The 25613-nt window shown below is 61.9% G+C and carries 13 protein-coding genes and 1 riboswitch; of the genes, 5 read left to right on the forward strand and 8 right to left on the reverse strand.

Translation table 11 applies throughout. From position 1 onward, the window contains the following. Positions 1-52: 52 nt before the first annotated feature. The 3 genes from HDE75_RS26320 to HDE75_RS26330 all read right to left on the reverse strand — a co-directional run bounded on the left by HDE75_RS26320 (position 53) and on the right by HDE75_RS26330 (position 4270). Entirely contained in the window at positions 53-1882 is a 1830-nt protein-coding gene (locus HDE75_RS26320) for a DUF885 domain-containing protein (protein WP_183683011.1), read from the reverse strand. A gap of 133 nt (positions 1883-2015) precedes the next feature. Beyond that, positions 2016-3107: a M48 family metallopeptidase gene (locus tag HDE75_RS26325; RefSeq protein WP_183683014.1), complete on the reverse strand. Its 1092-nt coding sequence runs from the start codon at positions 3105-3107 to the stop codon at positions 2016-2018. Continuing rightward, the gene (locus HDE75_RS26330) at positions 3104-4270 is read right to left on the reverse strand and encodes an HPP family protein (protein WP_183683098.1); all 1167 of its coding nucleotides are present in this window, start codon (positions 4268-4270) and stop codon (positions 3104-3106) included. The genes HDE75_RS26325 and HDE75_RS26330 overlap by 4 nt, the downstream gene beginning before the upstream one ends. 206 nt (positions 4271-4476) lie before the next feature. Here HDE75_RS26330 and HDE75_RS26335 point away from each other — a divergent pair, with 206 nt between their 5' ends. Continuing rightward, the gene (locus HDE75_RS26335) at positions 4477-4995 is read left to right on the forward strand and encodes a thioredoxin family protein (RefSeq protein WP_260174476.1); all 519 of its coding nucleotides are present in this window, start codon (positions 4477-4479) and stop codon (positions 4993-4995) included. A gap of 5 nt (positions 4996-5000) precedes the next feature. Here the strand turns inward: HDE75_RS26335 and HDE75_RS26340 are convergent, their stop codons facing one another. The 4 genes from HDE75_RS26340 to HDE75_RS26355 all read right to left on the reverse strand — a co-directional run bounded on the left by HDE75_RS26340 (position 5001) and on the right by HDE75_RS26355 (position 8999). Next, positions 5001-5486, reverse strand: a complete 486-nt coding sequence (locus tag HDE75_RS26340; protein WP_183683017.1) for an Lrp/AsnC family transcriptional regulator — start codon at positions 5484-5486, stop codon at positions 5001-5003. Positions 5487-5562: 76 nt separating this feature from the next. Next, positions 5563-6864 carry a glycosyl hydrolase family 8 gene (locus HDE75_RS26345; RefSeq protein ID WP_183683019.1) on the reverse strand — a complete coding sequence of 434 codons (1302 nt, stop codon included), beginning with the start codon at positions 6862-6864 and terminating at the stop codon, positions 5563-5565. 145 nt (positions 6865-7009) lie between these two features. Further along, the gene (locus HDE75_RS26350) at positions 7010-8317 is read right to left on the reverse strand and encodes an ATP-binding protein (protein WP_183683022.1); all 1308 of its coding nucleotides are present in this window, start codon (positions 8315-8317) and stop codon (positions 7010-7012) included. Further along, positions 8307-8999 carry a response regulator gene (locus HDE75_RS26355; protein ID WP_183683025.1) on the reverse strand — a complete coding sequence of 231 codons (693 nt, stop codon included), beginning with the start codon at positions 8997-8999 and terminating at the stop codon, positions 8307-8309. Before HDE75_RS26355 ends, HDE75_RS26350 begins: the two co-directional genes overlap by 11 nt. 222 nt (positions 9000-9221) lie before the next feature. Here HDE75_RS26355 and HDE75_RS26360 point away from each other — a divergent pair, with 222 nt between their 5' ends. Both HDE75_RS26360 and HDE75_RS26365 read left to right on the forward strand, forming a co-directional pair. Then, positions 9222-11246 (forward strand): aminotransferase class V-fold PLP-dependent enzyme, encoded by a 2025-nt coding sequence (locus tag HDE75_RS26360; protein ID WP_183683028.1) that lies wholly within the window; start codon positions 9222-9224, stop codon positions 11244-11246. Positions 11247-11706: 460 nt separating this feature from the next. Beyond that, complete coding sequence (locus HDE75_RS26365; RefSeq protein ID WP_183683106.1) at positions 11707-20319, forward strand: GH36-type glycosyl hydrolase domain-containing protein; 8613 nt, start codon at positions 11707-11709, stop codon at positions 20317-20319. Between the two features lie 7 nt (positions 20320-20326). On the opposite strand, the gene HDE75_RS26370 is transcribed toward HDE75_RS26365, so the two are convergent. Further along, entirely contained in the window at positions 20327-20902 is a 576-nt protein-coding gene (locus tag HDE75_RS26370; protein ID WP_183683031.1) for a TMEM165/GDT1 family protein, read from the reverse strand. A gap of 8 nt (positions 20903-20910) precedes the next feature. Further along, a riboswitch (yybP-ykoY riboswitch) is annotated at positions 20911-21093 on the reverse strand. A 138-nt stretch (positions 21094-21231) separates the two neighbouring features. Here HDE75_RS26370 and HDE75_RS26375 point away from each other — a divergent pair. Both HDE75_RS26375 and HDE75_RS26380 read left to right on the forward strand, forming a co-directional pair. Then, a complete protein-coding gene (locus tag HDE75_RS26375; protein ID WP_183683033.1) occupies positions 21232-23616 on the forward strand; it encodes a M1 family metallopeptidase in 2385 nt (794 codons plus the stop codon). Between the two features lie 118 nt (positions 23617-23734). Then, positions 23735-25594: a M1 family metallopeptidase gene (locus tag HDE75_RS26380; protein ID WP_183683036.1), complete on the forward strand. Its 1860-nt coding sequence runs from the start codon at positions 23735-23737 to the stop codon at positions 25592-25594. Positions 25595-25613 lie beyond the last annotated feature (19 nt).

Raw genomic sequence — 25613 nt, forward strand, 5'->3', positions numbered from 1 at the left:
GGCGCACGGCAGCCCGCACTGGCGCTGCCGTCTTATCACATGGTAAGTGCGCTTAGCTTTGTTTCTGCTGCGTGATCCAGCGGTCAACCTTGGCTTCCAGCAATTTCAAAGGCAAGGTGCCGTCGCTGAGCACCACTTCGTGGAATTTCGGCAAGCTGAACTTGTCGCCCAGCGCCTGCTGCGCGCGCTGGCGCAACTCCAGGATCTTCAGCGCACCGATCTTGTAGCCCAGCGCCTGGCCTGGCCACGCCATATAGCGTTCCGTTTCACTCTTTGCCACGGCGTCGTAGCCCAGGGTCTCGCGCATATATTGAATCGTTTGTTCGCGCGTCCAGCCCTTGGTGTGCAAGCCCGTATCGACCACCAGGCGCACGGCGCGCAGCATTTCATCGTTCAAGTGGCCGAAGTATTGCGCCGGATCGTCATACAAGCCCATTTCCTTGCCCAGGGTTTCCGCGTACAGGGCCCAGCCTTCCGTGAAGGCATTGTTGCCGCCAAAGCGGCGGAAGTTTGGCAAGTCCATTTCTTGCACCAGCGCCAGGTGGAAATGGTGGCCCGGTTTGCCTTCGTGCAGGAAGAGGGTGGTCATGCCGGTGCTGCCATATTCTTTCGGGTCGGTCACGACGGACCAGAATACGCCAGGGCGTGAACCATCGGCGGCCGGCGCCGTGTAGTGGTCGGCCGCCGTGTCGCGGCTCAGTTCAGGTTCCAGGCGCAAGTCCAGCGGCGCTTTCGGCACCAGGGTGAACAGGGCTGGCAACTTTGTGTCGAGCACCACGTTCAGCTTGCGGTAGACATCGAGCACTTCCTGATCCGTCTTGAATGGATGGTATTTGGCTTGCGCCGCCACCCAGGTCGGCAGGCCGGAGGCAGGGCCGTTGTAGCCCATCTTAGGTCCCACGATGGCGAACTGTTCCTGGATGCGGGCCACTTCCTTCAAGCCGATGGCGTGGATTTGCTCCGGCGTCATGTCGGTGGTGGTGCCGCTGGCTACGCGTGCCTGGTACCAGGCGGCGCCATCGGGCAGGGCGCTCCAGCCACTGCTGCTGCGGCTGGCCGGCAAATAATCTTTTTCCATGAAGGTGGCCAGGCGCTGCAGGGCAGGCATCAGCTTGGCCTGGATAATCACCGTATAGGTTTGCGTCAATCGCTCTTTATCGGCAGCCGAAAAACTGGCCGGCAGATTCTTGATCGGCGTGTAGTACACGCTGGCCTGCGGCGTATCGCTGACCAGTTTCTTGAATTGCGGCAAGGCCGATTCCGTCAGTGCGCGCGGCAATACGATGCCTTTTTGCATGCCGACGCGCATATTGGCGATGGCCTGGTCTATCCAGGCGGGCAATTGGCCCAAACGGCTCAGGTAAGCGTTGTATTGCTTGACGGTGGTCAGCGGTTGCGAGCCTTCGCCGCCTGCATAGTTGGCCAGGGTGACTGGCATGCTATCCATCTGGTTCAGCGGCAGCAGGTGTTCGGGGAAACGCTCGAAGCTCAGGGCCGAGGCCAGTTCATAGTCGAGGATATCGTAATTGATCTGGTCATGCTGCGACAGCTGCTGGCGCGCGATGGCACGCAAGCGCTTCTGGAATTGGTGGTACAGCACAAACTGTTTCGCGCGCGCTGCGGGCACGATGGAAGAGCCGAGCTGGTCGTCAAAACGGTTGTCGCCACTTTCGGTGGCATTGACCGGGTCGAAACGGGCGAGGGCATCGTAATACTGGTCGGCCAGTACTTGCAGCTGCTGTTTGGCTTGCGGCGCACTGACGGCGGGTGCCGGTGCGGCGGCCTTGATGGCGGGCTGGGCAGCTTGCGCCAACGGCGCATAGGCAAATAACAGGGAGGCGGCCAGGGTGCCGAGTGTACCGGCGGCAAAACGATGCTTCATTCGTTATGTCCTTTGCAAGGAGAATAAGGGAGACGTTCAAGGCGACCAGCCGATAAGCGCAGCGGCTGACAGTCGACCCGCAAGCATACGCCATCGCCCAGCTCGTTTGCATAAAAACCTGGAGGGAGCGTGGCTATTTGGCTGCAGCCGGCAAGGCTGCTTTCATCGCTGGCCAATGTTCGTTTTGCAAGGGCAAACAGGTGGGGCAAGGGTTGGCGGCGATCAACTGTGCGATACCCTGTGCGCGTACTGTTGTTTGCGGATGCGAGGACAGCCAGCCAGGCGCGGCTTTGTCGCTGCCAAATTTCTGGAAGAATGTCAGCATGCCATCGGGGCGGATGTTTACCCGTTGCAAGGCGTGCAGACCGCGCCGGTCGGCCTCTTCTTCCATGTCGCGGCTGAAATACAGGGTGCCGGCCTGGTGGACCACCATGGCGGCCACGGCGCTGATATCGCCGAGGGTCACGCCGACCAGCGCGCCCCAGCCCAGGCTGCTGATCATTTGCCGCAAGGAATGGCGCTGCTCCACATGCTGTACTTCATGCGCCAGCACACCGGCCAGTTCACCGGGGTCGGCCGCCTGGCGCAGCAGACCCGTATGCACGACGATAATGCCGCCTGGCATGGCGAACGCATTGACGCTGTCATCCTGTTTTACCAGCCAGCGGTAGTGATAGGGTGAACCGGTGGTCAGGCGCTGGCCGATCTCTTGTACCGTTTGCTGTGCGGCGCCTTGTTCCAGCAAGCCGCCCTGGCTGCGTACTTGCGCTAGGGCCAGGTCGCCCAGCTGTTTCTCGGCCGACAAGGGAATGTGGCCGGCCAGCCAGGCGATGGTGTTGTTGCCCTGCCACCACAGCAGGGCCGCCGCAACGATGGTCGCACTCGTCAAGCCGCTTAGCCAGCCCGAGACTTGCCGGCGGTTGCGCTGGCGTTCGCGCCACAGCTTTTGCAAGGCTGGCTGCAGCGCGGCGGGGGCACTGGCCAATAGTGTGGCGACATCGTCCGGCGTGGCCGCCTGCAATGCCATTTGCCGGCCCTCGTCATCGAGCCAATTGAGGAATAGTTGTGGCTTGTCCATGCCGCCAACGCTGACGTTGAGCCGGGCCACATCGACGCTGCCGGTGGCACTATCGTCTATCGACAATTGCTGGCCGAAAAAATGCGCCGTCAGCGGCCCCTGCGGTGCGGCGTTGGATGCATGCAGATAGGCTAGAAACGCTGTCATGCCGCCAGCTCTGCAAAGCGGCTTTCGTACAGGGCCGCCATCAGGTCGGACTGGCTGATGATGCCGGCCAGGCGCGCGTCGTCATCGAGGATGGGAATATGGTGGTAGCCGGCATCGGCCATCAGGGGCAGCAAATCGATGATGGGCGTGCCGAGCCTGGCCGTGTGCGGCGACGCCGTCATCAGTTGGCCGACCACTTCCGGTTTGTCGCCATGGCTCAAGCCGCTGCGCTGCAGCAGCAGGCGCAAGTGGTAGCGCACACCGTGGTAATCGTCCATGGTTTGCTGGCGCAGGAAATCGCTTTGCGTGATGATGCCGATCACGCGGCGGGCGCGGTTCAGCACGGGCAAGGCACCTACCTCATGCTGTCGCATCAATTGCCAGGCGTCGCTCAGGCTGGTGCCGAACTCCACGCTGAGCACGTCTTTCGACATGATGTCGGCACAGGTCACAATACCGAAGCGGCGCTGGTAGGCGCGCATTTCTGTTTGCAAGAAGATTGCCTGCAAGTCGTCGCGGCTGATGTCGAGTACTTGCTTGTGCTGGCGCAGCACTGCATCGAGGTCATCCGGTGAAATCCCCAGCCGCATGCTGGGCGGCTGGTCGGCGGTGGCGTGCGGATGCGCTGGCGCCAGTTGCTGGCTGTGTGGATAGCGGCGCCCCGTCAGATTGTTGTACAGCACGGCGCAAGCGACCAGCATGGCCGAATTGCACAGCACGGTGATAAAGACAAATTCAAAGCCGGCCGCATGCACGCTGGCGCCGCCCACCACGGTGGTCAGGGCCACGGCGCCACCGGGCGGATGCAAACAGCGCAGGGCGAACATGGCGGCAATCGCCAGGCAGGCGGCCAACGCCGCCACACCGACGGTCGGCCCCAGCCATTTCACGCAGGCCACGCCGACCAAGCCCGAGACCACATTGCCGCCGACGACGGACCATGGCTGGGCCAGTGGGCTGGCAGGCAGGCAAAATAACAACACGGCTGAAGCGCCCATGGGCGCGATCAGATAAATGCTGGCGCTATCGGGCGCCAGCAGGAAGTGGCACGCCAGGCCCGTTAGCAGCAAGCCGCAGATGGCGCCTGCGCAGGCGCGCAATTGCTCGCGGCGGCTGCCGTTGTTCGGTTGTGGCAGCCAGCGTGCCAGGAAGGAATAGGTCATGGTGATAGGGCGCAGGTACGCCGCGCTGCTCAGTCTGGTGTCTATTATCCCATGCATGACTGCTACCCTGCTGGCGTGCTTATTCGGATTTCGTATAAGCACAGTGTGAATTAATTGTAGATATTTCTTTCGAGCAGGAATATTCTAGTCAGTCATGTCCGCTGAGATCAGCTCAGCTTGCCTCATGTTTACTATGGAGTTTCAATATGCGTATCGCCGCCAAATCCACCCTTTCCGCCTTGCTCGCCAGTGTGATGTTTGCCGGTGCCGCCATTGCCGCCGCTCCCGCCCCGGCAGAGCCAGGCACCGCGCAGCACTTGCCTTACAACACGGCAGCCGACGCCAAAGCCGACGTGGCCCACGCGTTGGCGGAAGCCAAGGCGGCCCATGTGCCTGTGCTGCTGATCTTTGGCGCCAACTGGTGTGAAGATTGCCGTGCGCTCGACAAGGCATTAAAACAAGGCAAGAACGCAGAACTGATGCAAAAGGAATTCCGTGTCGTCAAGGTTGACGTGGGCAATTTCGACCATAACCTGGACGTGGCCAACGCCTATGGCAACCCGATCAAGAAAGGTATTCCTGCCGCCGTGCTGGTATCGAGCGAGAACAACCAGGTGTTGTACGCCACCAAGGGCGGCGAGCTGGCCAATGCGCGCCGCATGAGCGAAAGCGGTATTTTCGACTTCTTTACGCACGCAGCAACGGTCAAGTCGCCGGCCTTGTAATCGCGTCAGGCAGGCAAGCCATGGGCAATCAATTCCAGCGGTAATTCCGTGGTGAACTTGATTTGCTCCATGGAAAAAGCGGACGACACACCCGTCAGCTGTACTGCCTTGATCAGCTTTTTGTAGAAGGTATCGTAACCCTTGATATCGGTGGTGACGACTTTCAGCAGATAGTCGATATCGCCGCTCATGCGGTGAAATTCCTGCACTTCCGGCAGCACGATGACGGCGGCGGCAAAGCGGCGCAGCCACTTTTCATCATGCTGGCCCGTGCGCACGCTGACAAACACCGTCACCGGCAAGCCCACTTTTTGCCGGTTGACGATCGCCACCCGGTTCTCGATATACCCTTCTTCTTCCAGCCGCTTGACCCGCTTCCAGCATGGCGTGCTGGACAAGCCTATCTTTTCGCTGAGGGCGGCGATCGACAGCGTGCCATCGCTCTGCAGTGCGGCCAGTATCGCGCAATCGAATTTGTCGAGTGAGTTCATGTCGTTTATCGCCAAGATCTAGAATATTTATCCTGGATCTTAGCAGAGTACGACCAGCTTTTACTGCGGCCGATTGTTATTGTGGCTTGGCCCAGCGGCCCGTCATGCCTATCATCGTCAGCATCTTCAGGCTGTTGCCGTAATAATCTTCCTGCTGCAGGGTGCGGCCTTGCACATTGGTCCAGATGGCGTTCAGCCAGGCCTGGTTTTCCGGTGCGATCATGGCCGCCACGCCCAGCGCCGACACAAACGCCAGCTCATTGGTTTCGTTGGCCTTGATCGGCGTGCCGTTCAGCTTATAGCCGCTGGCGAACTTGGCCGGGTTGTTGCCCGTCTGTGTGCGGGCCCAGGCATTGAATGGCGTGAGGGCGTTGAAAGCGCGCTGGTCGCCGTAGACCAGGTAGTCGAGCGCCACGCGCCATGGATAACGCGAGGCATTCCACGAATACTGGCCATCGGTCGTACCTTCCAGGAAGTTGCTGGCGGCTGGCTTGGCGGCAATATTGAGGTTTACGACAAAATCGGGCACCAGCGAGGTTTGCGGGCTGTAGCTGGTACGCAAGGTGTCGATGATGGCGTAGCTGCGGTCGCGCACGGCGCTCCAGCGCGCGTCGCCAGTGCTGGCGGCAAAGGCGGCCAGGTGCGACATGGTGAAGTCCGAGGTGCGGGTGGAATAGCCATACTTGCCGGTGGTGCCGGTCCAGTCGCCCAGCAGCAAGTGTTTGCCCGATGGATGGACTTCGCGCGCCATGATGGCGTTCAAGACAGTTTGCGCTTCCTGGCGGTAATTGATCGCGCCGGTGCTGCCCCACTGGCGGTGGGCCAGCAGCAGTGCGTATGCAATGTCGAGGTCGCCGTCGGTGGCACTGCTGCTGCCATCGCTGGAATTGCCGCAGCCGACGATCTGGTTCCACGCCATCAAGCCTGGGCCCGAGCTGGCCTGGTGGTCGCGGAAATATGCCACCATGCCATCGAATACGGTCTTGGCGCCCGGGTCTTCATCGGCCATCAGCACGCTGATCAGCATGCCGTAGCCATGTGCTTCCGAAATCGTCAGCGTGCCATTCTGGGTGCCACCGCCGGAAAATTTTCCATCCGCATTGACCTTGACGAAATAGCGGCCGGCGCCGCATTCCTGGGCGATGTATTTGTTTTTCCATTGCTGGTAAAAGGACAGGCGCTGCTGGTCCAGCTGTGCCTGGGTGACGTGGTTCGGACGGATGGTGCCAGCCGTGTAAGGCTGCGGCGCCAGCGACGTCACGACTTCGGCGGCGTTCACCGGTGCCTGTCCACTTTGATAGTCGCTGCCGCCGCCACAGGCGGCAAGCAGGCTGGTCATGATGGCCAGGGCCAGGGTACGGTGCGTCATTGCAGGCATGGTGATTTCTCCGGTAAAGGTGGGCGAGGCAAGGGCGATGCGCATGCAGTAAAGAGCGCACTGCGTAGTCGGCGGCGACTAGTTGCTGTAGTGTAAAAGTGCCCGGCCGGGCCGGCTGTCACAGGATGTAACGGACGCTGGGGTGTCAGTCCAGCCGCAAGGGCAAGAGCAGGCTGAAGCGGGCGCCGCCCAGCGGGCTGCGCGTCACCTGGATATCGCCCTGCTGCCAGTGGGCGGCGCGTTTGGCCAGTGCCAGACCCAGGCCATGGCCCGTATTGTCGGCGTCGTGCGGCATCAGGCGCACGAACGGCTCGAAGATGCGTTCACGGTCTTCCCGCGCTACGCCGGGACCGTCGTCGTCCACATGCAGCACGATATGACCGCTGCCATGGTTGGCCACGCTGAGGCGCAGCCGGCCATGGCCGTAGGTGCAGGCGTTGACCAGCAGATTGCGTACGATCAAATGCAGCAGTGCGCGGTCGCCGCGCAATTCGCGCGCCGTGGTATCGATGACCAGTTCGGCCGGCTGTCTGGCCAGTTCCAGTGCATCGAGTTCTTCCTGCAGCCAACTGCGCAGCATTACCGGTTCGCGGGCCAGCGCCGCCGGTGCATCGGCCAGGCGGGCGAAGGCCAGGCTGGCGCGCACCAGCGATTCGAGTTCCACCACGTCTTTCAGCAAACGCTCTTGCAAGCGTCGCCGGGTGTCGTCATCCGCGCCCCGCTCCAGCAGGGCCAGCGCAAAACGCATGCGCGCCAGCGGCGTGCGCAATTCGTGCGAGACCGCTTGCGATACTTCCTTGTGGCGTTCGCTCATCGCGGCGATGTGGTGCGCATGCTGTTGCAGTGCGGCCAGCAACGGCGCCCATTCGGCGCTAGCGGTGGGCAAGATCAGCGCGGGCGTGCGGGCCAGTTGCGACAGCGAACTGCTGAGTGCCGACAGGGTGGCGGCGCGCTTGCGCCGGCGGTGCCAGGCCGCCAGTAGCAGCAGCGGCAAGGGCAGCGCCGCGGCGGCGGCCGTCAGCCAGTAGATGCGCAGGTTCAGCACGTCTTCCATCGCCGCCGCGCCCCACATCGGGCCGAACTGTATCAAGGTGTTGCGGTCCAGCGCGTAATACGCGATTTCCTCGCTGACACCGAGTACGGCGTGTTCATTGTCGAGCATCACGCCCGCTTCCGGCGCCAGTTCGACGCTGTCGCGCGGCACCAGGGTCAGTGGAAACTGGAAGCGCCGCTGCAGTTCCTGCAAGCGCTGTTCGCGCGCCTCGCCCGACAGGCCGCGCAATTGTTCGACCAGTAAATAACCGGGACCGCCCATCAGGCGCCGGAAGCTGTATTCGCTCACGCCGACGGCGCTCTTGGCTGACAGGAACAGTAGCCAGATGGTCAGCGCGCCCCAGGCGAGGCATGCCAGCAGCGCCAAGGCGTGCGCACGGGCGGCAGGTTTAATGTGCATGCGGCGCTGCCCCGGTTTCGCTGAACAGATAACCTTGCGCCATGACGGTCTGTATCGTCACCGGACAATCGAGCGCGCCCAGTTTCTTGCGCAAGCGGGATACCCGCATGTCGACCGAGCGGTTGCTGCCGTCGTAGTCCAGACCGCGCAGCTGCTGCAGCAACACTTCGCGCCCCAGCGGCAGGCCGGCGTGGCGCGCAAAGATGGCCAGCAATTCGAATTCGGCGGTGGAAAAATGCAGGCGGGCGCCATCGAGTGTGGCTTGCTGGCAGTGCAGATCGAGACTGAAGCGGCCGAAATCCAGGCGCCGCGCCTGCCGCGGATGGCGCCGCAGCATCGCCCGTATGCGCGCCAGCAAAACCAGCGGATCGACGGGCTTGACGACAAAATCATCGGCGCCGGCGTCGAAGCCGGTCAATTGTTCATGGTTTTCATCGAGCGCGGTCAGCATCAGGATCAAGCCTCGATACGCGGCGCGGATCTGGCGGCACACGCTGAAACCGTCCAGGCCCGGCAGCATCACGTCGAGGATCACCAGCGCCGGTTGCAATTGTTCGATGGCTGCGGTTGCTTCATCGCCGCGATGGACTATGCTGACGCGAAAGCCTTCGGCGCGCAGGAATTGCGCCGTCAGGGCGGCCAGCGGCAAGTCGTCTTCGATCAGCAGCAGGTGGTCTGGCATGGCGCAAAAGGCGTCGAGGCGGGATGAACGAAAAGGCAACTATACAATAAGTTAGACATGGGAAATTAGTTCGCTAACAGCATGTAGTGATCTTATGCTGCGTAATTACTTAAAATAAAATGAATATGCTTTATATGATGGCATTTGCAGGAATTTTTGGTATATATTGATGGGGCGAATTCGTTAAGCTGTCCATTCGCCAGCAATTTTCTGATACCACCCATGAACACTGAAATCTACCTCGACAGCAACGCCACCACCAGCGTGCTGCCCGCCGCCGTCGCCGCCGCAAAACAGGCGATGGAGCAAGGCTACGGCAACCCCAGCAGTACACACGCCACGGGACTGCAGGCAAAAGCGCTGCTCGATGGCGTGCGCCGCCGCGCCAGCAGTCTGCTGGGCACGGGCGAAGGCAGGCTGATGTTCAACAGCGGCGCCACCGAGGGTATACAGACGGCCGTGCTGTCGGCGCTGTGCGCGCTGCGCGAACGCCGCGATGCTGGCAAGCACATCGGCAGCTTGCTGGTGTATGGCGCGACCGAACACAAGGCCGTGCCGGAAGCGCTGGCGCACTGGAACCGCTTGCTGGGCTTGAACCTGGAATTGCGCAAGCTGCCCGTCGATGCGCAGGGCCGCCATGATTTGCAAGTGCTGGCCGAAATCATCGGTGATACAGCCATGCTGTGCACCATGGCGGCCAATAATGAAACCGGCGTCATCAGCGACCTGACGGCGATCGCGCAATTGCTGCAACAGCACGGCGCCGATGCTTACTGGATGGTTGATTGCGTGCAGGCGCTGGGCAAGCTCAAGCTGAACCTGGCTGCCACGCGTATCGATTACGCGCCATTTTCCGGCCACAAACTATATGCACCGAAGGGCATCGGCATGCTGTATGTGCGCAATGGCGCACCGTTCACGCCCTTGCTGATGGGCGGCGGCCAGGAAGCCGGCTTGCGTTCGGGCACCGAAAACATGACTGGCATCGTTGCCCTGGGCGCCGTGCTGGCGGCGCTCGATGATGGGAAGACCTTCCGTAGCCACGCTGAACTGGCGGTGTTCCGCGAGCGCCTGGTGGCTAGCCTGGAACGGGCTTTCCCTGGCATCGTCTTCAATATGCCGCTGGCCTTGTCGCTGCCGACCACGCTCAACTTCAGCGTGCCCGGCCTGTCGTCGAAAGAATTGCTGGACCTGTTCGATGCGGCCCGCGTGCGCGTCAGTTCGGGCAGTGCCTGTTCGGCGGCCAAAGCCCTGCCCAGCTATGTGCTCGAAGCCATGCAGGTGCCGCAATGGCGCGCCAGCTCGGCCATCCGCATGTCCTTCGGCCCCTTGATCGACGCGCAAACGATCACCGAAGCCTGCGCCCGTATCGAGCGCTGCGGCGAGGCGCTGCGCAGCAACTGCCTGCTGCCGTCGGCCTCATCACCCACACCGCATGACGGCGTGCTGCAATTGACGTTTGACGGCTTTAGTACCTGGCTGATCAGCGACGCCGCCAGCGCCACCTGCGTGGTGATCGACCCGGTGGCTGCGCTGGTGCCGCGCCTGGCTGCCTTGCTGCGCTGCCAGGGCTACAGCGTGCGCGCCATCGTGTTGACGGCCGCGCCGGCGGACCAGGGCGCGGCGCGCCAGGCGCTGCTGCAAGCTTTGGGGCTGGAACATCTTGCTGATATCGGTACTGAAGGTGAGCTGGCCTTGGGCCAACAAACCTTGCGCCGTGTCGATTGCGAAGGGCAGGCTGTGTATGTGCTGGGGCAGGCATTTGCCTTTACAGGCACCCTGGCGTCCAGGGCGATTGCTCCCTTGCTGGAAGCGGGCTTGCTCACGCCCGATACCGTGTTGTGTTCCGCGCGCGGCGAGCAGCTGTGCAGCACCTTGCGCGCGGAGCAGGGCCAGCCGGCGTCGGCACCCTTGCAGCTCGATGCAAAGGACCTCTCTGCCTTCTTGCAGCAACACCGCGATGCCATTCTGGTAGACGTGCGTGAAGGCCATGAACAGGCCGCTTGCGTGGACGATGTATTCGAGGGCCTGGCCATGCATAGCGTACCGCTGAGCCGCCTGGCGGAACAGGTCGGCGCCTGGTTGCAGCAGCCACAGCGGCCGCTGGTGTTTTTCTGCCGCAGCGGCAATCGCAGCGCGCGCGCCAGCGCCTGCCTGCGTAGCCTTGGCCATAGTGCCGCCTGGCAATTGAATGGCGGCCTGGCCATGGCCGCAGCGATGCGCGAGACGCTGGCGATCGCCGCCTGAGTGTTCTTGCTTTCACGCTAGTCTGACACCCTGTCGCATGGCTGCGATGCTGTGCTACAGGGCATTAATTTCCTCAAAGAATCTTTCCGCATTCTCCCCGCCAGATTTCCTCCTCGACAGCCCGATAATGCGTGGGCTTTGTACGCTAGCGCACGGTGTTGCACGGCACGCGCCCCTACGATGAAGTTCAGAAAATCTCCCTGATCCCGAGATTCACCGCAACGCCATGGCGTTACGCTGTCATTTCTGCCTGTGCCCGCCAGTATCCTGGTGTGCGGCACGGCGGTTCTGGTGCGCCTTTGCTTGCGGTTCATTGTGTCATGCGTATGGTTTGCGTATCTGTTATGCGTATCCCATGCGCCACCGAGCGAGGCCCAAGTTGAAAGAGTACACTGCCGCCGTCAAGGAAAAACTGTCCCGTTTGAAAGACATTTTTCAAGACCCATCCCCTTCCTCCTTCATGTTCGATGCCGCACGCGACGATGACTTGCCGCTGCGCTCGGAATTGTTCAGCGCCATGCAAATGGCTGCCCATGGCAAGAACGTGGCCACCGGGCATGCGGTGGGAAAGCGCCAGGGCCGCGACCGCTTGCTGGCGCGCCTGGCCGATAACGCCGCCCTGATCACGGCCACCGTCAATGAATTGACCGCCACCGTGAAAAGCGGGCGCCAGGTCACGCCCGCCTCGGAATGGCTGCTCGATAATTTTTACCTGATCGAAGAACAGATCCGCACTACGCGGCGCCACTTGCCGAAAAACTACAGCAAGGAATTACCGCGCCTGACGTCGGGTCTCGATGTGGGGTGTCCCCGCGTCTACAAGATCGCGCTGGAAATCATTTCACATGGCGATGGCCACGTCGACCTGGAAAACCTGTGCCACTTCGTCGAGGCTTACCAGGACGTGGCGACCCTGACCCTGGGCGAACTGTGGGCCGTGCCCATCATGCTGCGCCTGGCGCTGATTGAAAACCTGCGCCGCGTGGCTGCGCGCGTGGCCGACGACCGCATGCAGCGCGACCTGGCCAATACCTGGGCCGACCAGATGACGGAGATCGCCGAGCGCAATCCCAGCGGGCTGATCCTGCTGGTGGCCGACATGGCGCGCTCGAACCCGCCCATCACCAGCGCCTTCGTGGCGGAACTGGCGCGCCGCCTGCAAGGGCAAAGCGCCTCCCTGACGCTGGCCCTGTCGTGGCTGACGCACCGCCTGGCCGAATCGGGACTGACGATAGAGCAGCAGATCCAGGCCGAGATCGGCCAGCAGGCGGCCGACCAGGTTTCGATCTCGAACAGCATCGTCAGCCTGCGCTTCCTGGGCACCATGGATTGGCAGGAATTTGTCGAGACCATGAGCGTGGTCGAACAAACCTTGCGCCTGGACCCGGCCGGCACTTATGGCGCGATGGATTTCGCCACGCGCGACAGCTACCGGCATGCCATCGAGCGCATCGCCAAGCGCAGCGAGCGCAGTGAAGTGGAAGTGGCGGAAATTGCGGTGCAGCTGGCGCACACGCATGGTGCGGGCAATGATGCACGCCGCGCCCATATCGGCTTTTATCTGGTCGACAAGGGCGTGCTGATACTGGAAAAACAGGCGGGCGCCAAGCTGTCGTTCGTCGAGGCATTGCAACATACGGCACGCGCGTCGCCATTGGCCGTCTACCTGGGGGCGATCGCCTTTTTGACCCTGGCGGCCACCGCACTGTTGCTCGATCATGCGGCGCGCAGCGGCGTACATGGCTGGCTGCTGGCGCTGGTGGGCTTGCTGTCCGTACTGGGCAGCAGCCAGCTGGCCGTGGCGGTGGTGAACTGGGTGGCTACCTTGCTCACTTCCCCCCACCCTTTGCCGCGCATGGATTACACCGATGGTTTGCCGTCCGATGCGCGCGGCATCGTGGTCGTGCCGACCCTCCTGTATAGCGCTGACAATGTGGTGGAACTCTGCGAAGCGCTGGAAGTACGCTATCTGGCCAACCGCGATGCTAACCTGCGTTTCTGCCTGCTGACGGATTTTGTCGACGCCCCCACGCAGACTTTGCCCGGCGATGCGGCCTTGCTGCAGCAGGCGCAGGAGATCATCCGCGGCCTGAATGACAAGTACCGCGTGGAAGGCCAGCCTTACAAGGAAAACGGCGATCCGGCCGAGCGCGCAGACCTGGGGCAAGTGGGTCCTTTCCTGCTGCTGCATCGGCCGCGCCTGTGGAACTCGCAGCAGAATGCCTGGATGGGGCAGGAGCGCAAACGGGGCAAACTATCCGACCTGAATGCGTTCTTGCGCGGTGAGGCGCGCGACAAATTTTCCCTGGTCGAGGGTGAGTTGCGTGGCCTGCGCACCATCAAATATGTGATCACCCTGGATACCGATACGCAACTGCCGCGCGATGCGGCGCGCCAGCTGATCGCCACCATGATGCATCCGCTGAACCGGCCCGTGCTCGACGCCGCCGGCACGCGCGTGGTGGCTGGCTACGGTATTTTGCAGCCGCGCGTGGCCGTCGCGCTGCCCAGCGCAAACGCTTCGCGCTATGAGCTGCTGTGTGGCGGCGAACCGGGTATCGACCCCTATACGCGCACCGTGTCCGACCTGTACCAGGATGTGTTTTATGAAGGCTCTTTCATCGGCAAGGGCATCTACGACCTCGACATGTTCGAGCGCGTGCTGGGCCAGCGCCTGCCTGACAATAAAATCCTCAGCCATGATTTGCTGGAAGGCTGTTATCTGCGCGCCGGCCTGCTCAGCGACTCGCAACTGTACGAAGAATATCCGGCCCGCTATGACGCTGACGTGAGCCGCCGCCAGCGCTGGATACGCGGCGACTGGCAATTGATAGGCTGGCTGCTGGGCCGCGTGCCGGGCCGCGCCGGCAAGCGCGAACGCAATCCCTTGTCGATGCTGTCGCGCTGGAAGCTGTTCGATAATCTGCGCCGCAGCGTGGTGGCGCCCGCCACGACCTTGTCCTTGCTGCTGGTATGGGCCTTGATGCCGCAAGTGGCTTTCTGGAGCGTAGCGGTACTGGCCATCATCTTCCTGCCACCGGTGGTGTCGGCCCTCTACGATTTGCTGCGCAAGCCGCGCGACACCTTATGGCGCCAGCATCTGGCCGCGTTTGAACGGCGCTGCGGCGTGCAGTTCTCGCACGCCATGCTGACCCTGGTCTTCCTGCCTTATGAAGCCTATGTCAGCCTGGACGCCATCGCGCGCACCTTGTGGCGCTTGGCCATCTCGCACAAGCATTTGCTCGACTGGCGTGCCTCGAATCTGCATACCTCCACCGGCCGTCAAAGCGATAGCTGGCTAGCCATGTGGTGCTCGCCCGTGCTGGCGCTGGCTGTCACCGGCGCCTTGCTGTACTGGCGCCCGCAAGCCTTGCCGGCGGCTGCCGTCATCCTGCTGCTGTGGCTAGCCGCGCCAGCCATCGCCTGGTGGATCAGCCGTCCCATCGAGCGTGCCGTGGCGCGTTTGTCGGCCGAGCAGGGCACATTTTTGCATGGCGTAGCGCGCAAGACCTGGGCGTATTTCGAGACCTTTGTCGGTCCCGACGATCACTGGCTGCCTCCCGATAATATGCAGGAGCATCCGACCCAGGTGGTGGCGCACCGTACCTCGCCGACGAATATCGGCCTGGCCTTGCTGGCCAACCTGAGCGCCTACGATTTTGGCTATCTCACCATGGGTCAGCTGGTCGAGCGCAGCCGCGCCACCTTGCGCAGCATGGGCGAGCTGGAACGCTACCAGGGCCATTTCTATAACTGGTACGACACGCAGACGATGAAAGCGCTGCAGCCCCTGTATATCTCGACGGTGGACAGCGGTAACCTGTCCGGCCATCTGATGACCTTGCATCCTGGGCTGGTCGAGCTGTATGACGCGCCCATCTTCGGTACACAACTGGCCCACGGCATCGCCACGACGGCGCAAGTGCTGCAGCAATGCCTGGTCGACGAAGGCCATGGCCGCGCGGTGCCCGTCATACGCGATGCGCTGGCGCTGCTGCAAAAACCCACGGCACCAGACACATTGCCCGAGTGGCATGCCTATCTGCAGCGGGCCAGCGCGGCGGCTGAAACGCTGCTGTCGCAAGCGCTGCCCGATGGCGATACCGAGGGTGATTCGGCGATGTGGTCGGGCGCGCTGGCGCGCCAGTGCCGCACGGCCCTGGCTGAATTGCTGTTACTGGCGCCGTGGTCTGCGCAATCGGGCCTGGACGCGGCCTTTGAACGCGTGCCCACCCTGCGCGAACTGGCGAACATGGAAGCGCCGGACGGTACGCCGCAGGAACTGGCCGCCTTGCTGGCACAGGGGCGCGAACAGGCGAACCGCCAGCTGCGCGACATCGCCCAGGCGGCAAGCCAGGCGCGCGATTTTGCGCAGATCGAATACGCATTCCTGTACAACCCGTCGACCAAGCTGCTGTCGATCGGCTACAACGTCAGCGAGCGGCGCCTGGACCCCAGCTACTATGATTTGCTGGCGTCCGAAGTGCGCCTGGCCAGCTTCATCGCCATCGCCCAGGGCCAGCTGCCGCAAGAGCACTGGTTTGCACTGGGTCGCCAGTTATGCATGGTCGCTGGCCAGCCCGTGCTGCTGTCGTGGAGCGGCTCGATGTTCGAGTACCTGATGCCGCTCCTGGTGATGCCGAACTATCCGAATACCTTGCTCGACCAGACCTACCATTCGGTGATCGAGGCGCAGATCGATTATGGCCGCCAGCGCGATGTGCCGTGGGGCGTTTCCGAGTCTGGCTACAACACGGTCGACGCCAGCCTCAATTACCAGTACCGCGCCTTTGGCGTGCCTGGCCTGGGCTTGAAGCGGGGTCTGGCCGACGATCTGGTGATCGCCCCCTACGCCTGCATGATGGGTTTGATGGTGCAGCCCGAAGCATCGTGCCAGAACCTGCAGCGCATGCAGGCGGCCGGCTATATGGGCCGTTACGGTTTCTTCGAAGCCGTCGATTTCACCACGGCGCGGTTGCCGCGCGGGCAGAACAGCGCCGTCATCCGCTCCTTCATGGTGCACCATCAGGGCATGGGTTTCCTGGCCCTCAGCTATCTGCTGCACGACCGCCCCATGCAGCGCCGCTTCGAGTCCGATCCGCTGCTGCAGTCGGCCTTGCTGGTGCTGCAGGAACGCACGCCGCAGGCAGGCGCCTTTTATTCGAACACGGCCGAACTGGCGGTGCTGCGCAGCGGTGCGGCCGAGCAGGCCATGCCGATGCGCATCCTCACGCAAGCCAATAGCGCCGTGCCCGAAACGCAGCTGCTGTCGAACGGCCGCTATCACGTGATGGTCAGCAATGCGGGCGGCAGCTACAGCCGCTGGAAAGACTTGTCCGTGACGCGCTGGCGCGAAGACAGCACGCGCGATAATTGGGGTAATTTCTGCTATCTACGCGACCTCGACGATGATGCCGTCTGGTCAACGACTTACCAGCCGACCCTGGTCGATCCGAAAAAATATGAAGTGATTTTTTCCGAAGGACGCGCCGAGTTCCGCCGCTCCGACCATGGCCTGGACCTGTACACGGAAATCGTCGTCTCACCCGAAGACGATATTGAAATCCGCCGTACGCGCATCAGCAATAATTCGAACCGCCAGCGGCACATAGAAATCACCAGTTATGCCGAAGTGGTGATGGCGCCGGCGCCCGCCGATGCGGCCCATCCCGCCTTCAGCAAGCTGTTCGTGCAGACGGAAATCCTGCAGCAGGAAAACGCCATCCTGTGCACGCGCCGGCCCCGCTCGAAAGACGAGCAGATGCCATGGCTGCTGCATGTGATGACGGTGCATGACGCAGACCGTTATGAAGTGTCGTTCGAAACGGATCGCGCGCGTTTCATTGGCCGTGGCAACACGGCGCAACTGCCGCTGGCGCTGCAGGAAAGCGGTCCTTTGAGTGGCGGCCAGGGTTCCGTGCTGGACCCTATCGTGGCGATCCGTTATGTCATCACCCTGGAACCTGATCAGGCGGTCACCGTCGATAGCGTGACCGGCATGGCCGAGCAGCGCGATGCAGCCCTGCATCTGATCGACAAATACCAGGACCGCCATCTGGCCGACCGCGTGTTTGAACTGGCGTGGACGCATAGCCAGGTGGTGCTGCGCCAGCTCAATGCCAGCGAAGGCGACGCGCAGCTGTATGCGCGCCTGGCCAATGCGGTGATTTATCCGAACGCCGCGCTGCGCGCCGAAGCGAGCGTCCTGATCAAGAACCAGCGCGGCCAGTCCGGCCTGTGGGCGTATGCGATTTCGGGCGACCTGCCCATCGTGCTGCTGCAGATACGCGATCCGGCCAATATCGAACTGGCGCGCCAGATGGTGCAGGCGCATGCCTATTGGCGTTTGAAAGGCCTGGTGGTGGACCTGGTGATCTGGTACGAAGACCAGTCGGGCTACCGCCAGCTGCTGCACGACCAGATCATGGGCTTGATCGCTTCGGGCATCGATGCGCAGGCGGTCGACCGGCCGGGCGGTATCTTCGTGCGCCTGGCCGAACAGATCGCCAATGAAGACCGCATCTTGCTGCAATCGGTGGCGCGCGCCATCATCAGCGATATGCGGGGCACCCTGGCCGAACAGGTCAAGCGGCCCGCCAGCCCCGTGCTGCGCATGCCACCGCTGATGCAGGACACCAGCCGCGAACAGCCGTCGCTGCCGCACCGCGCGGCAGAGCGTGAACTGATCCTGGAAAATGGCCTCGGTGGTTTTACGCCCGATGGCCGCGAATATGTGATCACCACCAGCGAGGCGCAGCAGACGCCGGCGCCGTGGTCGAATGTGCTGGCCAATGCCCAATTCGGCACGGTGGTGTCCGAGAGCGGCCAGGCGTATACCTGGAGCGAAAATGCGCATGAATTCCGCCTCACGCCATGGCATAACGACCCGGTGTCGGATCTGTCGGGCGAAGCGTTTTATGTGCGCGACGAGCAGAGCGGACATTTCTGGTCGCCGGCGGCGCTGCCGGCGCGCGGCAGCGGGGATTATGTGACGCGCCACGGCTTTGGCTACAGCGTGTTCGAGCATAGCGAAGGCGGCGTCACCACCGAGCTGACCACCTATGTGGCGCTGGACGCCGCCATCAAGTATTCGGTGATCAAGGTGCGCAATGACAGTGGCGTGCCGCGCCGCCTGTCCGTCACGGGCTATGTGGAATGGGTGCTGGCCGACTTGCGTCCCAAGTCCAGCATGCATGTGGTGACCGAGGTCGATACCGTCAGCGGCGCCCTGTTTGCGCGCAATAACTACAACACGGAATTTTCTGGCCGGGTGGGCTTTTTCAATACCGATGCCAGCATCCGTTCCATCACCTGCGACCGCAATGAATTCATCGGCCGCAATGGCAGCATGGCGCAGCCGGCCGCCTTGCGCCGCGTGCGTTTATCAGGCAAGGCGGGTACGGGGCTGGACCCGTGCGCGGCGATCCAGGTGCCATTTGAACTGCAGCCGGGGCAGGAGCGCGAGATCGTCTTTGTGCTTGGCGTGGGCGGGCGCCGCAATGCCGACGCCAGCACCATGGTGCAGCGCTATATCGGCAAGGATACCGCCCGCGCTACTTTGGAAAAAGTACGCGCTTATTGGGATACCACCCTGGGCGCCGTACGCATCGAAACGCCGGAGCCATCGCTGGACGTGATCGCCAATGGCTGGTTGATGTACCAGACCATCGCCTGCCGTTTGTGGGCGCGCAGCGGCTATTACCAGTCGGGCGGCGCCTATGGTTTCCGCGACCAGCTGCAAGATGCAATGGCGATGGTGCACACCGCTCCGCAACTGCTGCGCGGCCATCTGCTGCTGTGCGCCGCCCACCAGTTCGTGGAGGGCGACGTGCAGCACTGGTGGCATCCGCCAGCGGACCGCGGCGTGCGCACGCATTGCTCGGACGATTACCTGTGGCTGCCCCTGGCCGCCTGCCGCTATGTGATCGCTACGGGCGACCTAAATGTGCTGTCCGAGGTTGCTCCTTTCATCGAGGGCCGCGCCGTCAAACCTGAAGAAGATTCCTACTACGATCTGCCCGTACGTTCGGGCGAATCGGCCGACCTTTACGAACACTGCGTGCGGGCCATCCGCCATGGCTTGCGCATGGGCGTGCACGGCTTGCCGCTGATGGGATCGTGCGACTGGAATGACGGCATGGACAAGGTGGGCGAACACGGCAAGGGAGAAAGCGTGTGGCTGGCCTTCTTCCTGTATGAAGTGCTGCAGCGCTTTGCCGAAGTAGCGGTGCTGCGCGGCGACGCAACGTTTGCCCAGTTCTGCCGCGATGAGGCGGTCAAACTGGCGGCCAACGTCGAAGCCAATGCCTGGGATGGCGAGTGGTACCGGCGCGCATATTTCGATGACGGCACGCCGCTGGGATCGCACGAGAACGAGGAATGCCAGATCGATTCGATCTCGCAAAGCTGGGGCGTGCTGTCGGGCGCAGCCAACAAGGAGCGCGTGGCAGGCGCCATGCGCCAGGTCGATGCACGCTTGGTGCGTCGCGATTCTGGCGTGATCCAGCTGCTCGATCCGCCGTTCGACAAATCAGCCCTCAACCCCGGCTATATCCGCGGTTATGTGCCAGGTGTGCGCGAAAACGGCGGACAGTACACGCATGCCGCCATCTGGACGGCGATGGCGTTTGCGCGGCTGGGCGAAGGTGAAAAGGCGTGGGAACTGCTGCGCATGATTAATCCGGTACGCCATGGCGTTGATGCAAAGGCGACGGCGCGCTACAAGGTCGAACCGTATGTGGTGACGGCCGACGTGTACGCCGTCTCGCCGCACGTGGGGCGCGGCGGCTGGAGCTGGTACACGGGATCGTCGGGCTGGCTGTACCGGCTGATCGTCGAGTCCCTGCTGGGGGTGACGCGCGAGGGCAAGCAATTGCGCATCAAACCCTGCATGCCGGCCGGCTGGGATCGCTACAAGCTGCATTACCGCTACGGCGCCAGCAACTATGCCATCACCATCGAAAAAGCAGGGGACCAGCAAACCGGCCTGTCGCTCGATGGCGTGGCAGTCGAGGGCGACAGCATCACCCTGATCGACGAGAGCCGCGAGTATGCTGTGCTACTGCGGCTGTAGTATTGATCTAAAAGCCCAGCAGCTTGCCTGCGCCCAGCAAGGTCGCCACGCCCAGGATGGCGAAGACGATCGCTGCGATGCCGTGCACCAGCGGCAGCGAGACCTTGTTGGCGATCCTGTCGCCCAGGTAGACGGCCGGTACATTGGCCAGCATCATGCCCACGGTGGTGCCCAGCACGACGGAAACAACGTCGTGATAGCGCGCCGCCAGGGCGACGGTCGCCACCTGGGTTTTATCGCCCATTTCGGCCATGAAGAAGGCGATCAGGGTGGTCAGGAATACGCCATATTTGGCCAGCTTGGTGTCGTCTTCATCGATCTTGTCCGGAATCAGGGTCCAGGCCGCCATTACCAGGAAGGAGACGCCGAGTACCCAGCGCAGCACGTCGGGCCCCAGCATGCTGGTGATCCAGGCGCCCACAGCGGCGGCAAACGCATGGTTGACGATGGTGGCGGCCAGTATCGCCAGCACGATAGGCAGGGGCTTGCGGAATTTGGCCGCCAGCAGAAAAGCCAGGAGTTGGGTTTTGTCGCCGATTTCAGCGAGACCGACGATGCCGGTAGAGATGAAGAATGCTTCCATGAGATTGCAAGAGGTACGTGGGCCGGACGAATTAACCAATGATCCAGGGGCGACTCCGGCCCATGCGGCCGCCTCGGATCAATGGTCTCGTCAAGTTCTACAACCACCTGCACCATGGCCTGCGGGCCAATTATGTTGATACAGGTTCCTGCGGCAGGACCGCAAGACGACTACTCCCCAATGTTCGAGGCGAATCATACGCCGATGGCGGCTGTCGCGCCAGTGCCGCAAGCGCCTGTTGTCAGCTGCCGACAACACAGAAAATGATCGTTTTGAAAATATGCTGGACTTAAAATGGGCCTTGTCTTTTCACTCCCGATGGAATGTCCATGCGTTTTCCAGCCTGTTTTTCCTTGCACTCGCTCGTCCCCTGCCTGTTCTTGATGGCCAGTTTTCCCGGCCTGTGCGCCGCGGCTCCAACGTTCGATGACAAGTTCCGCCAGCTGGAAGAACTGCTGCCCACGCCGAACACCTACCGCACGGCGTCCGGCGCACCGGGCCACGCCTACTGGCAGCAGCGCGCCGACTACGTAATCCACGCAACGCTCGATGAAAAGCGCCGCGCCATCACGGCCAGCGAAAAGATCACGTATCACAACCGCTCGCCCGACAGTTTGAATTACCTGTGGCTGCAGCTGGACCAGAATGGCATACGCAAGGATGCCGACCAGCGCCGCGTTTTGAGCGCGCCATCGCGCCAGGCCTGGTTGAGCGGTAATGAGGATGAAGCGCTGAAGTTCGAGGATTTGCGCGCGATCCACGCGGGCCGCGAATTCGATGGCGGTTTTAACTTGAGCGCCGTGACTTCGGATGCCGGCAAGCCGCTGCATTACGTCATCAACCAGACCATGCTGCGCATCGATTTGCCGGTGGCGCTGGCGCCTGGTCAGAGCGTGAGTTTTACTATCGCCTGGTCATACAACATCAATGACCAGAAGGTGCTGGTCGAGCGCTCCGGCTACGAGCATTTTCCTGACGAAGACAATACGATCTTCCAGATCGCGCAGTGGTTCCCCCGCATGGCCGCCTATTACGATGCGGTCGGCTGGCAAAACAAGCAGTACCTGGGTACCGGTGAATTCGCACTGGAATTCGGCGACTACGAACTGTATCTGACGGTGCCGGCGGACCATGTGGTCGCTGCCACGGGCGAACTGCAAAACGCGTCCACGGTGCTGAGTGCGGTGCAGCGCGAACGGCTGGCGCGCGCGAAGAACAGCGCTACGCCGCTGCTGGTGATCACGCCGGAAGAAGCGCTGGCCGCCGAAAAAGGCCGCAGCACGGCCACCAAGACCTGGCACTTCAAGGCGCAGAATGTACGCGACGTGGCATGGGCGTCGAGCCGTAAATTCATCTGGGATGCGCAGGGACTCGACAGCGGCGGCAAGCGCGTGATGGCCATGTCGTTTTATCCGAAAGAAGGCAATCCGCTGTGGCAGCAGTACAGCACGCGCGCGGTGGTGCACGCCATCGAGCAGTACAACAAGTACAGCTTCGATTATCCGTATCCGAACGCGATTTCCGTCAACGGCGCCGTGGGCGGCATGGAGTATCCGATGATATCGTTCAATGGCGGACGTCCGGTGAAAGATAAAAAGACGAGCGCTGTTACATATTCGAAGACGGCAAAATATGACTTGATCAGCGTGATTATCCATGAGGTGGGCCATAATTATTTCCCCATGGTGGTCAACTCCGATGAGCGCCAGTGGGCCTGGATGGACGAGGGCTTGAATTCCTTCCTGCAGTACCTGGCCGAGCAGGCATGGGAAGAGGATTACCCGTCCTGGAATGGCGAGCCGCGCAAGATCGTCGACTACATGCGCAGTACCAACCAGGTGCCCATCATGACCAATCCCGAGTCGGTACTGCTGCTGTCGCCAAACGCCTATGACAAGCCGGCCGCAGCCCTCAACATCCTGCGTGAAACCATACTAGGGCGCGAGTTGTTCGATTTCGCCTTCAAGGAATATGCTCGGCGCTGGAAGTTCAAGCGGCCCACGCCAAGCGACTTTTTCCGCACCATGAAAGATGCTTCCGGCACGGACCTGGACTGGTTCTGGCGCGGCTGGTTTTATACCACCGATGCGGTCGATATCAGCATCGATGGCATCAGCGAATATGGCGTCAGCACGAAGAATCCCGAGGTCGAAAAGGCGTGGAGAAAAGCCCAGAAGGCCGCTCAGCCCATCTCGATATCCAGCCAGCGCAACAAGCTGCTGTCCAAGAAGGTCGACAGCGATCTCACCTTGAAGGATTTTTATAACGAGCACGATGACTACACCGTCACCAACAAGGACCGCAACGCTTACGCGGAAGAGCGCGAGGCGCTGGAGCCTTGGGAGCGTGCGTTACTGGAACAGCGCGCCCAGGGCAAGCATATCTACCTGGTCGATTTTTCCAACCTGGGCGGCCTGGTGATGCCGCTGATACTGGAAATCGAGCTAGCCAGCGGCAAGAAGATCATCGAGCGCGTGCCGGCAGAAGTATGGCGCTATAGTCCGAAGAAGATCAGCAAGGTGATCATCACGGACGAGCCGATGGTTGGCCTGGTGCAAGACCCGTACTGGGAAACGGCCGATATCGACGTCAGCAACAATGCCTGGCCCCGCAAGGTAACACCATCGCGGCTGGAACTGTTCAAGCAGGACCGCGACAAGAATAACCTGATGAAGGATTTTAATACGCCGTTGAAGGGGGCGGAGGCCAGGTAAAGCCCATGTGCAGGTACTTGCCTGGTGCTTTTTTCTGCCAGCGTCGCGTGGAAGTGCTATTCTGCGCGACGCCCGGCGCACACTTGCCGGTGCCTTCGCAATCATTCAAAAGACGACCATGCAAACTTTGACCTTCCTGCGCGCGCTGGGCTGTGCGCTACTGTGCCAGGCTACCCTGGCTGCGCACGCCGATCCTCTCAGCTATGCGCGCTACGACCAGGTGCGCACGCGCGACCTGCAACTGGACCTGAAAGCCGACTTCAAGCAAAAGACCCTGTCCGGCTATGCCGAACTGTCGCTGAAGTGGATCGATCCGGCAGCCAACACCCTGGTGCTCGATACGCGCGACCTGTCGATTGCCAAGGTGCAGGTGCAGGACAAGCGCGGCGCATGGCATATGGCGCCGTACCAGCTGGACAAGGTAGACCCGGAAAAGGGCCAGGCGCTGCGCATCACTACCACCGGCCAGCCTGAAAAAGTGCGCGTGTATTACCACACGGCGCCGGGCGCCATCGCGCTGCAGTGGCTCACGCCGCAGCAAACCATGTCGGGCAAGCTGCCTTTCATGTTCAGCCAGTCGCAAAGCATCAACGCCCGTTCGTGGGTGCCGTCGCAAGATACGCCGGCCGTGCGTTTTACCTACAGCGCGCGCATCGATGCGCCTGCAGGCATGCGCGTCGTGATGAGCGCCGAGAATGACGAAAAAGCGACCGGCAAGGGCGGCTGGAAATTCAAGATGCCGCAACCGATACCATCGTATCTGCTGGCGATCGCCATCGGCGAACTGGAAGTACGCAAACTCGGTCCCCGCTCGGCCGTGTATGCGGAACCGCCGCGCATCAAGGCTGCCGAATACGAGCTAGCCGATACGGAAAAAATGATCAAGGCTGCCGAATCGCTGTATGGCCCATACCGCTGGGGCCGCTATGACATGATCGTGCTGCCGCCATCGTTCCCTTACGGTGGCATGGAAAACCCGCGCCTGACCTTCCTCACGCCGACCATGATCGCGGGTGACCGCAGCCTGGTCGATTTGATCGCGCATGAACTGGCCCACTCGTGGTCGGGCAACCTGGTCACCAACGCCTCGTGGAAGCATATGTGGCTCAACGAAGGCTTCACCACTTACGTCACCACGCGCATCGTCGAGCAGTTGTACGGCAGCGAAGTGGCGCAGATGGGCGTGCAGGTAGACCAGGAAGAGCTGGCCGCTGAAATCCGCGAACTGCCGGCCGCAAAAACGGCGCTGGTGACGCGTGATGCAGACGCCAACCCGTCCGAAACCTATACCGACGACGGCATCATTTATCCGAAGGGCGCCTGGTTCCTGGCCACCATGGAGCGCCGCGCCGGCCGCGCCGTGTTTGATCCCTTCCTGCGCGGCTGGTTCGACCAGCATGCCTTCCAGAGCGTGACGACCGACCAGTTTGTCGATTACCTGCGCAAGAATCTGTTGGCCCAGCATCCGGACGTGATGCCGGAAGCGGAACTGAACGACTGGCTGTATGGCACCGGTATTCCGGCCAGCGCGCAGCATGTGGTCTCGCCGCGCCTGACCTTGCTGGACCAGCACCGCGACGCCTGGCTGAAGGGCGAACTGCCAACCAAAGAACTGGGCATGGACAAGTGGGTAGCCCTCGAATCGATGCATTTCCTGAACGACATCAATGGCAAGGCCAGCGCCGCGCAGATGCGTGAGCTGGATCAGATGTATGGCGTGGGCAAGAGCGGCAACAATGAAGTGGCTTACCGCTTCTACCTGGCGTCCGTGAACGCCGGCTACGACGTGCACGAGCCGCTGCAAGCATTCCTGCTGAGCGTGGGCCGCCAGAAGTTTGTCGTGCCCCTGTATGCCGCGCTGATGAAGACGCCGCAAGGCCACGAGTGGGCCAAGCAGGTGTATGCCAAGGCGCGTGAACGCTATCACCCGGTGACGCAGGAAAGCGTCGATAAACTGATGGCCGCACAGGCACGTTGATCCCATTCTGGAGTTTTGA

This window comes from Janthinobacterium silvisoli, assembly GCF_014200725.1.
Lineage (GTDB): Bacteria > Pseudomonadota > Gammaproteobacteria > Burkholderiales > Burkholderiaceae_D > Janthinobacterium.

Excerpts from the sequence above, each read along its gene's own strand:
- HDE75_RS26355 (WP_183683025.1), bottom strand. The coding sequence starts at position 8,999 with ATGCCAGACCACCTGCTGCTGATCGAAGACGACTTGCCGCTGGCCGCC.
- HDE75_RS26365 (WP_183683106.1), top strand. The coding sequence starts at position 11,707 with ATGTTCGATGCCGCACGCGACGATGACTTGCCGCTGCGCTCGGAATTG.
- HDE75_RS26375 (WP_183683033.1), top strand. The coding sequence starts at position 21,232 with ATGCGTTTTCCAGCCTGTTTTTCCTTGCACTCGCTCGTCCCCTGCCTG.
- HDE75_RS26330 (WP_183683098.1), bottom strand. The coding sequence starts at position 4,270 with ATGACCTATTCCTTCCTGGCACGCTGGCTGCCACAACCGAACAACGGC.
- HDE75_RS26345 (WP_183683019.1), bottom strand. The coding sequence starts at position 6,864 with ATGCCTGCAATGACGCACCGTACCCTGGCCCTGGCCATCATGACCAGC.
- HDE75_RS26350 (WP_183683022.1), bottom strand. The coding sequence starts at position 8,317 with ATGCACATTAAACCTGCCGCCCGTGCGCACGCCTTGGCGCTGCTGGCA.
- HDE75_RS26340 (WP_183683017.1), bottom strand. The coding sequence starts at position 5,486 with ATGAACTCACTCGACAAATTCGATTGCGCGATACTGGCCGCACTGCAG.
- HDE75_RS26360 (WP_183683028.1), top strand. The coding sequence starts at position 9,222 with ATGAACACTGAAATCTACCTCGACAGCAACGCCACCACCAGCGTGCTG.
- HDE75_RS26320 (WP_183683011.1), bottom strand. The coding sequence starts at position 1,882 with ATGAAGCATCGTTTTGCCGCCGGTACACTCGGCACCCTGGCCGCCTCC.
- HDE75_RS26380 (WP_183683036.1), top strand. The coding sequence starts at position 23,735 with ATGCAAACTTTGACCTTCCTGCGCGCGCTGGGCTGTGCGCTACTGTGC.
- HDE75_RS26325 (WP_183683014.1), bottom strand. The coding sequence starts at position 3,107 with ATGACAGCGTTTCTAGCCTATCTGCATGCATCCAACGCCGCACCGCAG.
- HDE75_RS26370 (WP_183683031.1), bottom strand. The coding sequence starts at position 20,902 with ATGGAAGCATTCTTCATCTCTACCGGCATCGTCGGTCTCGCTGAAATC.
- HDE75_RS26335 (WP_260174476.1), top strand. The coding sequence starts at position 4,477 with ATGCGTATCGCCGCCAAATCCACCCTTTCCGCCTTGCTCGCCAGTGTG.